Annotated in this window: 10 protein-coding genes; 6 read left to right on the top strand and 4 right to left on the bottom strand. The window is 58.6% G+C overall.

The genetic code is table 11. The features are described from left to right. The first annotated feature begins 358 nt into the window (after positions 1-358). Both DLM_RS14990 and DLM_RS23735 read left to right on the top strand, forming a co-directional pair. Entirely contained in the window at positions 359-2671 is a 2313-nt protein-coding gene (locus DLM_RS14990) for a pilus assembly protein (protein WP_167467129.1), read from the top strand. A gap of 8 nt (positions 2672-2679) precedes the next feature. Continuing rightward, a complete protein-coding gene (locus DLM_RS23735; protein WP_089085684.1) occupies positions 2680-3078 on the top strand; it encodes a type IV pilin protein in 399 nt (132 codons plus the stop codon). 119 nt (positions 3079-3197) lie between these two features. On the opposite strand, the gene yiaY is transcribed toward DLM_RS23735, so the two are convergent. Beyond that, positions 3198-4310 carry an L-threonine dehydrogenase gene (yiaY, locus tag DLM_RS14980; protein ID WP_420000720.1) on the bottom strand — a complete coding sequence of 371 codons (1113 nt, stop codon included), beginning with the start codon at positions 4308-4310 and terminating at the stop codon, positions 3198-3200. A gap of 266 nt (positions 4311-4576) precedes the next feature. Next, the gene (locus DLM_RS23125; RefSeq protein WP_145985868.1) at positions 4577-4765 is read right to left on the bottom strand and encodes a hypothetical protein; all 189 of its coding nucleotides are present in this window, start codon (positions 4763-4765) and stop codon (positions 4577-4579) included. Positions 4766-4919: 154 nt separating this feature from the next. Here DLM_RS23125 and gabT point away from each other — a divergent pair, with 154 nt between their 5' ends. The 3 genes from gabT to DLM_RS14965 all read left to right on the top strand — a co-directional run bounded on the left by gabT (position 4920) and on the right by DLM_RS14965 (position 8620). Further along, positions 4920-6185: a 4-aminobutyrate--2-oxoglutarate transaminase gene (gene gabT, locus DLM_RS14975; RefSeq protein ID WP_089085686.1), complete on the top strand. Its 1266-nt coding sequence runs from the start codon at positions 4920-4922 to the stop codon at positions 6183-6185. 214 nt (positions 6186-6399) lie between these two features. Continuing rightward, positions 6400-7800 carry a GABA permease gene (gabP, locus tag DLM_RS14970; RefSeq protein WP_045847475.1) on the top strand — a complete coding sequence of 467 codons (1401 nt, stop codon included), beginning with the start codon at positions 6400-6402 and terminating at the stop codon, positions 7798-7800. A 229-nt stretch (positions 7801-8029) separates the two neighbouring features. Continuing rightward, complete coding sequence (locus tag DLM_RS14965; RefSeq protein ID WP_089085687.1) at positions 8030-8620, top strand: biliverdin-producing heme oxygenase; 591 nt, start codon at positions 8030-8032, stop codon at positions 8618-8620. Between the two features lie 9 nt (positions 8621-8629). On the opposite strand, the gene DLM_RS14960 is transcribed toward DLM_RS14965, so the two are convergent. Both DLM_RS14960 and DLM_RS14955 read right to left on the bottom strand, forming a co-directional pair. Continuing rightward, positions 8630-10024, bottom strand: coding sequence for a sensor histidine kinase (locus DLM_RS14960; protein WP_089085688.1), 1395 nt, complete (start codon positions 10022-10024; stop codon positions 8630-8632). Next, the gene (locus DLM_RS14955) at positions 10011-10673 is read right to left on the bottom strand and encodes a response regulator transcription factor (protein WP_089085689.1); all 663 of its coding nucleotides are present in this window, start codon (positions 10671-10673) and stop codon (positions 10011-10013) included. The genes DLM_RS14960 and DLM_RS14955 overlap by 14 nt, the downstream gene beginning before the upstream one ends. Positions 10674-10942: 269 nt before the next feature. Here DLM_RS14955 and DLM_RS14950 point away from each other — a divergent pair, with 269 nt between their 5' ends. Beyond that, complete coding sequence (locus DLM_RS14950) at positions 10943-13069, top strand: TonB-dependent hemoglobin/transferrin/lactoferrin family receptor (protein ID WP_089085690.1); 2127 nt, start codon at positions 10943-10945, stop codon at positions 13067-13069. Positions 13070-13074 lie beyond the last annotated feature (5 nt).

The raw sequence follows: 13074 nt of genomic DNA, 5'->3' as shown, positions 1-13074 counted from the left end.
CAGTCTGAAGCTGGATGGCTGGAGTGATCCAACATCATCGGATTCTAGTACACAGTTGACCAATTTTACCAATGATATTAATGGTACTGGTTTGACGGATTATCTTGGTACGCCAAGTGCCGGTGCATTTTATAATATCATGCGCTCGTTTTCCGGCCGACCTGGCTGGAATGGTTATCCCAGCTATCAGACGCCGCAGGATTATACCAATGATTCGCCAATCAAATATGTGTGTCAGAAAAATTTTGTTATCTTCATTTCGGATGGTTATCCAAATGATGAAGTAGTCAATGCAACCGAAAAAAACAAATCGGGTACATCTGTTGCATTGAATAGTTATACTCCGGTAGGCGTTGCAATGCCGAGTGTCGGTAGCAGTGTCGATCCAACTCTGATTCGCTATGCCGGCTTTTATTACCAGAACGGTATTGTTCCCAATGGTGTGACCACGGATCTGGAAGGCAATACATTCAGTGCTGCCACTGCACAGCCCATTGTCACTTACACCATTGGTTTTGGTTTGCCAGCAACGGATGATGGTCAAAAGGTATTGACTGCTACGGCGACTGCAGGCGGCGGTCAAAGCTTTAATGCCAGTGATGAAACCTCGCTGACCAACTCTCTGAAGGCGGTTCTGAACAGTATCAGTTCTACTACTGCGACCAATGTTCCCGTTGTTGCCAGCAAGCCCACCAATCCGACCGAAGCAATTCAGGCGACTTTTTATTCCGGTGACTGGTCTGGCCAGTTGCATGCTTACACGGTCAGCAGCACGACGGGCCTGGCTGATCTGAATTCGTCCATTCCGGTGCTGTTCAATTCATCCAGTACCACCCGGCTGGCCAATATTTTCACCAGCAACGGTGCCAGTGCCAATGGCGTACTGTATTCAAGCATCTCCAGTAACAGCAATCTGAACAGTTATCTTGCCGGTGGCTCACCATCCGGCTGGCGTAGCCGTAGCGGTGATAAATCCACCCCCTCCACCTTGGGTGACATTATCGACTCCACACCAACACCGTTTGGTACGACAGCCACCGCCGGTTTCGCTGTGGGGGCCAATGATGGCATGTTGCATGTATTTGGCCGCACCACCAGCAATTACACCGAAGCCTTTTCCTATATTCCGCGTGCCGTGACCGCAGCCAACCTAGCCTTACTGGGTTCTACGACTTATGGTACTGCCCAGCCGCACCTGTATTTTGTCAATGGCAGTCTCACCTTCAATAATGTCAGCGGTGGTGATAACCAGTTTTCCACCGCAAACAACGCGATATTGACCGGCGGCATGGCGCAGGGTGGACAGGGCCTGTTTGCGCTGGATATCAGCAATACCGTGGCCAATCCGGCCCAGTTGAGCGGTGGCAGTGCGTTCGGCAGCAAGAATGTGCTGTGGGATCATGTGCCGGCAGACCCCGGTTTTGGCAACCTGGGTTATACCTTTGCCAAGCCGGTGATTGCCCAGGTGTATGTAAACGGGGCAAAAAAGTGGGCGATGATTACCGGTAACGGCTATGACTCTGCCAACAAGGCCACCACCCTGATGGTGATTGACCTGAAAACCGGTGCCATGCTGTATGAGCTGGATACCGGCACCGCCAGCAATGGCCTGTCCTCACCGGCGGTGCTGGATATCAATAGTGACAAGGTGGCCGACTATGTCTATGCAGGCGATCAGGCAGGTAATGTCTGGCGCTTTACCCTGCAGACCAGCAAGTCCACCACCACTTCAGCCAGCAAGTTCTTTACCACCCAGGCCAACCAGCCGGTGGTGGCGGCACCGGCCATTTATGCCATCCCCGGGGGTGGGTACATGATTTATGTCGGCACCGGTCGCATGATGTACGAGAACACTACGGTGAATGACCGTACCACGGTGTATCCACAGTCCTTGTATGGGATTTACGACGACCAGACCAAGACCAACCTGACTTACAGCAGTTCCACCTTCATTACCGATACCGAAATGGCCAAGCTGAATGGCACGGCCTCCCTTGATGGTTCAGCCATTTCAACCGCCTCCAGCAAGCTCGGCAGCAGCGTGGTGTTCCGTAAAACCACCACCATTACCGATGCGGCCACCACCCCTGGCTTGTCGGTGGGGCCAACTGGTAATCGGGCTGGTTGGGTATTCAATATGGACAGCAGCAATGGTGAGCGCATGCTCTACCAGCCGGTGGTGGCGCTGGGCAAGCTGTATTTCACCACCCAGATACTCAAGGGCAGTGACAAGGTGTGCAGCAATGTTAACCAGCAAAGCGGCTGGGTGATGGCGCTGGACTTGATGACGGGTGGGAGGCCATCATCTCCGGCCTTTGACTTGAATGGCGATGGCAAGATCAATACCAGCACTGCATCACCGGATGGCGATATGGTGACGGATTCTGATGGTAAAACCAAAATTGTCCCTTCCGGCATCAACTACAACATTGGTATCCCGTCGGCCTTGTCGATTGCCTTTACCGTTACCACGGTGAATCTGGGCGATTACACCACCACCGATTCGGGACAGATGGGGACCTACCCCTATCCTTCCTCCACCAACACCAATGAAGTGCTGACTTTCTACGTGGGCGGCACCGGCGGCAGTAATGGCAATGTGGCTGCCGGCAAGCTGATACCGCGTGTCACATCGGTGGGCCGGCGCATTAGCTGGCGTGAAATTTTCTGAGGCAGAACATGAAGAAACAAAATGGTTTTACCCTGATCGAGCTGGTCATCGTGGTGGCGATTGTCGGCATCCTGGCTGCTGTTGCCTATCCTTCCTACACCCAGCACGTGATCAAGGGTAATCAGGCGGCTGCCAAGGCCAGCTTGGTGGAAAACGCCCACTATATGGCGCGGCTGTATGCGGAGAAGGGCAGTTATGCCTCGGCCACCCTGCCACAAACCACCTCGCCCAGCACCGGCACTGCGCTGTACAACATTGCCGCCAGCGGTGCCACGGCGGACACCTTCTCCCTGGTGGCCACGCCGGTGGACGGCATGTCGCAGGCCGGTACGGAAACCATTTCGGTCGATCAGGACGGCAACATCCTGTATTGCAGCCAAATCAACACCGGTAGCTGTCATCAGTAAACAGCCGGACATCGCCGTCGCCGCTGGCCATAGCAAAACCGCCAGCCCTTCCGGGCCGGCGGTTTTGCATTCCGCCCCTTTGGGCGGGTTTTTGCGGGGCAGATTTTTCCGTCCTGGGTTTACATCGCGCCTTCGAAAATACTTTCGATTTCAGCCTGGCTGGCCTGGCGCGGATTGGTCAGGCCGCAGGCATCCTTGAGCGCATTGCGCGCCAGCAGCGGAATGTCCTCCCGCTTCACGCCCAGCTCGGTGAGCGTGGCCGGGATGCCGATATCGGCTGCCAGTTTGCGGATGGCCACCAGGCAGGCTTTGGCTGCTGCCTCGGCAGTCAGGCCCTGGGTGTTCACCCCCATGGCGCTGGCAACATCGGCCAGGCGGGCGGCGGAGGTCTGCACATTGAAGGCTTCCACATGCGGCAGCAGCAGGGCATTGCATACGCCGTGCGGCAGGTCGTACACCCCGCCCAACTGGTGCGCCATCGCATGGACATAGCCTAGCGACGCATTGTTGAAGGCCATGCCGGCCAGAAACTCGGCGTAGGCCATCTGTTCGCGCGCTTCCAGGTTTTTGCCGTTTTCCACTGCGGTGCGCAGGTATTGGGAGATCAGCGACACCGCCTTGAGGGCGCAGGCATCGGTAATCGGCGTGGCCGCGGTGGAGACATAGGCTTCGATGGCGTGGGTGAGGGCGTCCATGCCGGTGGCTGCGGTCAGGCCCTTGGGTTTGGCAATCATCAGGTCCGGATCATTCACCGATAGCAAGGGGGTGACATTGCGATCGACAATCGCCATTTTCACATGCCTTGCTTCGTCGGTAATGATGCAAAAGCGTGTCATCTCACTGGCCGTGCCTGCGGTGGTGTTGATGGCAATCAGTGGCAACTGCGGTTTTTTCGAGCGATCCACGCCTTCGTAGTCGGCAATCTGTCCGCCATTGGTGGCCACCAGGGCAATGCCCTTGGCACAGTCGTGCGGCGAGCCGCCGCCCAGCGAAATGACAAAGTCGCATTGCTTTTCCTGCAGCACGGCAAGGCCGGCCTCGACATTGGCGATGGTCGGATTGGGCTTGGCACCGGCAAAGATGGTGGACTGGATGTCGCGTTCGTTCAGCAGGGCCTGGATCTGGCCTGCGACACCGATTTGGTCCAGCACCTTGTCGGTGACAATCAGCGCATGCCGGAAGCCGTAACCCTGGATGGCGGCCATGGCATCTTTAAGGCAGCCAGCACCCATGACATTGACAGCAGGAATAAAGAAGGTCGTGGTGGTCACTGTGTTATCTCCATTATTGACGGGCGGCCTGCGAGGGAAGCCCGGACTGCTTGCGGGAATCTGCATCGTGTTCATGACCTGAGTCATGCATGCAGCCTATAGCGCCAGCCCGGCGGTTGACATTCGACTTTAGTTGCATGCGCTGGATGGATGATGGCCGGTGCGCCGTGCATCATCGCGGCCTGCCATTGTTGGCCCGGACGGTTGCTTGTCGCTGTCATTTTTCTTCATGCCAAGACAGTGGTGGGAGTGGCGGGAGCAGGGCCACAATTTGTCTGATTTTTGATGTGTTTTTGCTGAAAATTTCCCGCTTTTTTCCTGTGTTCAACTTTTCCGATAAAGCTTTTTTTTTCAAAGGCTTGCCTTGTCATGCGGCGGGCATTCCAGCGGCCAATCGTGTTTAAAATAATATTCATTGTGGTATTTTGTTAAACGCGTGATTAGAATTGGTGCGCCGAGATGCAATGGAAAATCCAGTTGATACAAGGATTTGACAGCTTTGGATACTGTAGCCAGGTATCGACTGTTTAAAAAATTGCCACTCGATTTGTCAATGACAGGAGAAACAGCATGAGCAACAAGGACCTGATGCAGCGCAAGGCGGATGCAACCCCGCGTGGCGTGGGCGTCATGTGCACCTTCTTTGCCGACAAGGCCAAGAACGCCGAAGTATGGGATGTGGAAGGCAACCGTTACATCGACTTCGCCGGCGGTATCGGCGTACTCAATACCGGCCATCTGCATGCCAAGGTGCAGGCCGCCGTGGCCGAGCAACTCAATCGCTTCAGCCATACCTCGTATTCCATCATTCCCTACGAATCCTATGTCAGCGTGGCTGAAAAGCTGAACCAGCTGACACCGGGCAATTTTGCCAAGAAAACCGCCTTCTTCAGCACCGGCGCCGAAGCAGTGGAAAACGCCATCAAGGTGGCCCGCGCTGCGACTGGCCGTCCGGGTGTGATCGCCTTTGGCGGTGCCTTCCACGGCCGCACCATGCTGGGCATGGCGCTGACTGGCAAGGTGGCCCCGTACAAGATCGGTTTTGGTCCGTTTGTGGGTGAGATCTACCACGCCGCTTACCCGAACGCCCTGCATGGCGTATCGGTTGAGGATTCGCTGGCCAGCATTGAAAAACTGTTCAAGTTCGATATCGAAGCCAAGCGCGTAGCCGCCATCATCTTCGAGCCGGTTCAGGGCGAGGGTGGTTTCAATATCGCACCGACAGAGTGGGTTGTTGCGCTGCGCCAACTGTGTGATGCCCACGGCATCGTGCTGATTGCCGACGAAGTGCAGGCCGGCTTTGCCCGTACCGGCAAGCTGTTTGCCATGGAGCACTACCCGGTTGCCCCGGACCTCACCACCATGGCCAAGTCGCTGGCCGGTGGCTTCCCGCTGTCCGCGCTGGTGGGCAAGGCCGAGCTGATGGATGTATCGGCTCCCGGCGCGCTGGGCGGCACCTATGCCGGCAGCCCGCTGGGCCTGGCCGCAGCCGGTGCGGTGATTGACGTGATCCGCGAAGAAAACCTGCTGGAGCGTTCCAACAAGCTGGGCGACTTGCTGAAGGAAAAGCTGCACAGCCTGAAACGCGATATTCCGCAGATTGCCGACGTGCGTGGTCTGGGTGCCATGGTGGCCGTGGAGTTCAACCAGCCGGGCACGCACCAGCCGGATGCCGAATTTACCAAGAAGGTACAGAGCAAGGCGCTGGAATCCGGCCTGATCCTGCTGACCTGCGGGGTGTACGGCAATGTGCTGCGTTTCCTGTTCCCCCTCACCATCGAAGACGAAATCTTCGCCGAAGCGCTGGCCAAGCTGGAAGCTGCGCTGAAGGCCTGATGCCGTCAGGCAGGACCGGCTGACCCGTCCCGGTAAGCCTGTCCGCCCTGGCTAGCGGTAAGCACGGGCGTGCGCCGCCACTGCCTGCGGGCAGTGGCACGGTGTCGCCTGTGTCCAAGAAGTAATGTGGGTCATTTCAAAAAACATAAAACAATAAAACGTCATGACTGGCGGACCTTGCCCACGCAGGCTGCCGGTTTTGGGAGAATCTTTCATGAGTGCTTCATCACAAGGCTTGAGCCACGGGCTCAAGCAACGTCACGTCACCATGCTGTCCATTGCCGGTGTGATTGGCGCCGGCCTGTTTGTGGGTTCCGGCCACGCCATCGCCGAAGCCGGCCCGGCCGTGTTGCTGGCTTATGGCATGGCGGGTCTGCTGGTGGTTCTGGTCATGCGCATGCTGGGTGAAATGGCGGTTGCCTCGCCGGATACCGGCTCGTTTTCCACCTATGCCGACCGTGCCATCGGGCACTGGGCCGGTTACATCATCGGCTGGCTGTACTGGTGGTTCTGGGTGCTGGTGATTCCGCTGGAAGCCAATGCCGCCGCCACCATTTTGCATGCCTGGTTTGCCAGCGTGCCGATGTGGGCCTTTGCGCTGGGCATCACCATCTTGCTGACCATCACTAACCTGTTCAGCGTGAAGAACTACGGCGAGTTCGAGTTCTGGTTCGCGCTGGTGAAGGTGGTGGCCATCGTGGCCTTCCTGGCCGTGGCCGGTGCCGCCATGTTCGGCCTGATTCCGGGCAGCCAGGTAAGCGGTACGGCCCGCCTGTTCGACCAGGGTGGCTTCATGCCCAAGGGCTTTGGCGCGGTGCTGGGGGCCATGCTCACCACCATGTTTACCTTCCTGGGTACCGAGATTGTCACCATTGCCGCGGCTGAATCGGACAATCCGCAACAGCAAATCACCAAGGCCACTAACTCGGTGGTATGGCGCATCAGCCTGTTCTACCTGGGTTCCATCTTTGTGGTGACTGCACTGGTGGCCTGGAACGACCCGCAACTGGCCGCCCTGGGTTCTTACCAGCGCACCTTGCAGCTGATCGGCATCCCTAATGCCAAGGCCATTGTTGACGTGGTGGTACTGGTGTCGGTGGCCAGTTGCCTGAACTCCGCGCTGTATACCGCCTCGCGCATGCTGTACTCGCTGTCCAGCCGTGGCGATGCCATCAAGATGTTTGGCGACATCGCCCCCAACGGCACCCCGCAAAAGGCGGTGCTGGGTTCCATGGTGGTGGGCTTCATGACCGTGATTGCCAACTACCTGATGCCCAAGGAAGTGTTCGACATCCTGCTGGCCACCTCCGGCACCATCGCACTGCTGGTGTACCTGGTGATTGCCATTTCCCAGTTGCGCATGCGTCAGCGCATGGAAGCCAATGGCGAAACCCCGGCCTTCCGCATGTGGATGTTCCCGACCCTGACCTGGATCGTGATTGTCTTTATCTGTGCCGTGGTGGTGCTGATGGCCATCCGTCCGGAACACCAGGTTGAAGTCATCAGTACCGGCCTGTTGTCGCTGGCCCTGCTGGTGGTGGGTTGGGTGCGCTCGCGCATGTATGGCACACCGTGGATGGGTTCGCGTGAAGCCAAGGTGGCCACACAGTCCTGATCAGACAGGTTATCCGATCAAATCCCTTCCTTTGCCCTGTTCGACCCAGAGCATTACTTCCACCCCCGTCAGGGGGTTTTTTTTTATCTCTGCAACGCTGTTGTGTGCGGTGGGCAGGGTTTGCATGAAGATAACTTAACGTGTCCTGTAGCGGTTTTTCTGGCTCAATTGATACTTATTCTCAATACCGCATGGCCAGCGCCTTGCGGCCAGACTACAGGAGTACAACATGTCCAACCTTACTGCCGCCCCGGCGCTGTCCCAGCGCCTGAAAACCGAAACCAGCAGCCTGCACGAGCATATGCATGCGTTGATGGAGCAGGCGCAGCCCTTTGCCAGCCGGGAAAACTACGCCCGCTTTGTGGCGGCCCAGTATGTGTTTCAGCGCGATATCGATCATCTGTTTGCCGATACGCAATTGCAGCAGGCGGTAAGCGATCTGGACAGCCGTGGCCGCATGCAAGCCTCGCGTGATGACCTGGCTGATCTGGGCAGTCCGCTTCCGGCCTGCGGCGAGGTGGCCACCGCCCAGGTACAGATGCCTGCAGCCTTGGGCTGGCTGTATGTGTCGGAAGGCTCCACCCTGGGGGCGGCTTTTCTGTTCAAGCAGGCCCAGGAAGCGCTGGGGCTGACTGCCGACTTTGGCGCCCGCAATCTGGCGGCTTATCCGGCAGGACGTGCGGCGGCCTGGCGGCAGTTTGTCGCCTCGCTGGATAGTGAGGGCATTGCGCCGGAACAGCATCAGGCCGTGCTGGATGGCGCGCGCGCGGCCTATCGCCGCTTTGGCCAGTTGTTGCAGCAGTATTTTCAACTGGCCTGAAACCGGGGCTCAGGCTGACCCTGCTGCTTGTGGCAGTACGATGCAGGCCAGCAGGCCGCACGGCTTGCGGTCGCGCAATTGCAGCGCGCCGCCATGCAGCCGGGCAATGGCGCTGACCAGCGCCAGTCCCAGGCCATGCCCCGGTGCATCCTCGCGGCTGCCAAGGCGACGGAAGCGGCGAGTGGCATCGCTGCGCAGATGTGGCGGGATGCCGCTGCCTTCGTCGGCAACACCCAGTTGCGCTTCCTGCTGCGTAATATGGGCAAATAGCTGGATCTGGCCGGCAGGCTTGCCGTACTTGAAGGCGTTTTCCAGCAGATTGGCCATGGCCTGGAACAGCAGGGCCTGATCGCCATAAAGCTGCTGGGCGGGCTGCACGCTGATCTCCAGTGTCACCTGGCTGCATTCGGCCAGCGGCTGGTAGTAATCGGCCAGTTCCTGCAGCAGCTTGTCGGCGCTAAACCAGGCAAAGGCATGGGCGCAGCGCGCACTTTCCACTTCACCAATGCGCAGGATGGCCTTGAACATGCGCTGGATGCGCTCGGCTTCTTCCAGCGCGCGATGAATGGCATCGGCGGTGGGGCCGAAACGGGCGTGCTCGGCCACGTTTTCCAGTTGCTGGTGCAGGCGGGTGAGCGGGGTGCGCAATTCGTGCGCCATGTGGCTGCTGACATCTTTCAACTCGTCCATCAGGTGGTTGAGCTGGTCCAGCATGCGGTTGATGTCGGCCGCCAGCAGGTCGAATTCATCGCCATGAGCGGCCTCTGGCAGTCGCAGCCTGCGATTGCCGGCAATATAACCACGCAGCGTCTGGCGGATGTCATCCACCCGTCGCATGCTCAACATGCTGGCGTACAGCCCCAGGCCCAGGCTGGTGATCAGCAGCAGGAACAGGCCGCCGCCGATCACCAACGGCAGTACCTTGACCCGCGTTTGCATGGGCAGGATGTCATACACCACCAGATAGTAGGACTGGTCGGGCAGCGATAGCTGCATGCCCTGGAAATGGTGTGCCTCACCGGCACTGTCCACCAGCGCTGCATCCACCTCGCTTGGCGGACAGCGTTGCCAGCAGCTTTGCAGTTGCTTGAGGTAGGCGGCACCAAACAGGACTTCTCCATCGGGTGCCAGCAGCAGGCTGTGGATGCCGTCACGTTCCTGGCGGGTATTGGCCAGCAGGCTGGTGAGCAGCGGGAGGTGACTATGCTGTCCCAGCAGGGCGGACTGGTTGTGCAGATTCATGCTGACAATGTCGCGCACATGCTCGCGGATCAGCTTGTCGATCAGATAGCTGCTCAGCAGCATGGCACCCAGTGCAATCAGCAGGATGGCCCAGGCCACAATGGCGGCGTGGCGGAAATTGCTGGTGTCAGCCAGCCGGCGCAGGCGCTTAGCCCAGCGCATAGCCAACGGCGCGGATGGTGCGGATCAGCGGCGTATCGAACTGCCGATCCAGCTTGCTGCGCAGCTTGGAGACATGTACGTCGATCAGATTGGTTTGCGGGTCGAACTGATAACCCCATACCTTTTCCAGCAGCACGCTGCGGCTGACGGTTTTGCCCGGAGTTTCCGCCAGCACGCACAGCAAATCGAATTCCTTTTCGGTCAGCTCGATGGCCAGGCCCGCGCGCGACACCTTGCGCGCCCGGTAGTTGATCAGCAGATCGCCAATCTGCTGGCGCTGGCTGTAATCCGGCAGGCAGCGCCGCACCAGGATTTCCAGCCGCACCAGCAGTTCGGTGAAGTTGAACGGCTTGCCCAGATAGTCATCGGCACCGGCACGCAGGCCGGCAACGCGGTCGCTGGCGGCATCCACCGCCGACAGCACCATCACCGGCGGATGTTGTTGGCCATGCAGGGCCTGCAGTACATCCAGCCCATCGATATCGGGCAGCATGCGGTCCAGCACGATGGCGTCAAAACTGCCGCCAGCCACCAGGCTGAGGGCGGTGTTGCCGCTATCGACCAATGTGCTGTGGTGACCGGCGTGTTCCAGCTTCTGGTGCAGCCAGCCGCCCAACTGCGGGTCATCTTCGACGATCAGGACATTCATTTGTCACATCCATCCGAGTGTGGTGATAATGATAATCATTATCATACATGAAGCAGCGCTTGAACGGGCAAGACCGTGGCCAGCAATAGCCGCCCGCATGCGCTGCCAGCGTGCCGCAAGGCGATGAAATCACAGGCTACGCCAGGCAAAGCCGGGTCTGTATTAAGAATTCTTCACTGAAATTGTTTTGATAATGGTTATCATTCTCATTTTGTTCCTGAGACGAAACCCGCCTGGCGGTGGCGTCCGGATGTCTGGAGAGTGAATACATGCAGAAACAACAGTTTGTCCTGGCGAGTATCGCGCTGAGCGTGGCATCAGCACTGGCCCACGCCGATGCCACCACCACCGGCGGCAGCGACAGCGACACGGTGTCCACCCTGAGCAAGGTCACCGTGACAGCCAACAAGAAGGAAGAAGACCTGGACAAGGTGGCACCCAATATCAATGTGGTGACTCGCACCCAGTTGGATGAAAACGCCGCCAGCGATCTATCCGGCATTGTCAAGGATGTGCCGGGCGTGTCGGTGGAAGGGCAGAACTCCAAGTTTGGTGCCGCCGAAGTCACCATTCGCGGCCTGTCCGGCGCGCGCAGCCGGGTGCTGACCCTGGTGGATGACGAACGCCTGCCGGATACCTACAGCGGTGCCAGTGATCAGGCGCTGACCAACTGGCGCGGCGGCAAGGACTTTGTCGAGCCGGATACCCTCAAACAGGTAGAGGTGATCAAGGGGCCGTCCTCCGGTCTGTACGGTGGCGGATCGCTGGGCGGGGTGGTCAGCTACCGCACCTTCCAGGCCAGTGATTTTGTCGATGATGACAAAACCTTCTACGGCGGTTTCAAGCAGTCCTACGATGGCTCCAACAAGGGAAGCGGCAGCACGGTGACGCTGGCCACCAAGCAGGGCGAACTGTCCGGCCTGCTGATGGTGACCAGCCGCCGTGCCGAGGAAACCGACAATAGGGGAGACAAGGGCGGCAGCGGCACCAGCCGCACCCAGGCAGACCCGCAACTGGTGAAAACCCAGAACGTGCTGGCCAAGGTGGGCATCGATCACGGCGACCATGCGCTCACCCTGTCGCTGGAGGATTTCCGCCGCTCCACCTACACCAACTATCTGGAAGGCGTTACCGGCAGCACCAAGGCCGACAATCTGGATGTGGGCGTCAAGCGCAGCAAGATGGCGCTGGATTACCGCTATCGCGGCGATGGCAACTTCGATGGCGTCAAGCTCAAGCTGTATCACCAGCAACTGCGCGACCGGCAGAATGAAACCAAGCTCACCACCACCAGCGCCACCGATCTCTACACCTGGGATCAGGACCTGTGGGGCCTGAACGGGCAAACCGGCTGGCAACTGGGCGGGCATCACCTCACCACCGGCACCGAGCTGGTGGCCAAGAATTCCGAACGCGACATGCCCAAGAGCACGGGTAGCAATGCCAAATACTACCCGGCCACCAAGGGCTACCAGTTCGGTGTGTTCGTGCAGGATGAATTCGAACTGGGCCGCTTCAGCCTGACCCCCAGCCTGCGTTACGACCTGTCGCGCATCCGGCCGGAAAACGACGCGGTGTATCTGGCCAACAGCGGCACTGTCACCAGCAAGGACAAGTTCTCCGCCAGTGCATGGTCGCCCAAGCTGTCGATCAAGACCGCGCTGAGCGAACGGCTGACCGGCTTTGTCAACCTGGTGACCGGTTTTCGTGCGCCCACCTTCGAGGAGCTGTACCTGGGTCACGACTACAGCATGTACCGCATGATGCTGATTCCCAATGTGAATCTGAAAGCGGAAACCTCCAAGGGCATCGAGCTGGGCAGCAAATACGCCAGCGCTAGCTGGAACTGGGACAACACCGCCTTCTACAACAAGTACGACAACTTCATCGAGCAGAAGAGCTTTGTCGCCGGTTCCACCACCTACTACCAGTACCAGAACATTGACCGGGCGCACATCTACGGCTTTGAAACCAGCTCGAAATGGGCCTTTGCCCAGGACTGGCTGCTGTCTTCCTCGCTGGCCTGGGCCAAGGGCTACAACGATACCGACCACAGCGCGCTGGACTCGGTGGACCCGCTGCGCGTGATCAACAGCCTGGCTTATCAGCAGGACCGCTGGGGCAGCTCGCTCAAGTGGACGGTATCGGCCAAGAAAGCAGCAGGCGATGTCAGCAACAGCGCCTACTTCCGCACCCCGGGCTATGGCGTGCTGGACCTGTCCGGCTGGTACAAGCTTAACAAGCAGACCACGCTGCGCCTGGCCGTCAACAACCTCACCAACAAGAAGTACTGGAACTGGAGCGATGTGAAAACCCTGCAGTCCTCGGCCTATCCGATGGACCGCTTCACCCAGTCCGGTCGTTATGTGACCGCCAGCTTCGAAACCAGCTTCTGAAACGA

The sequence above is a fragment of the Aquitalea magnusonii genome (genome assembly GCF_002217795.2).
Lineage (GTDB): Bacteria > Pseudomonadota > Gammaproteobacteria > Burkholderiales > Chromobacteriaceae > Aquitalea > Aquitalea magnusonii_B.
This window is presented reverse-complemented; position numbering and strand designations above follow the sequence as displayed.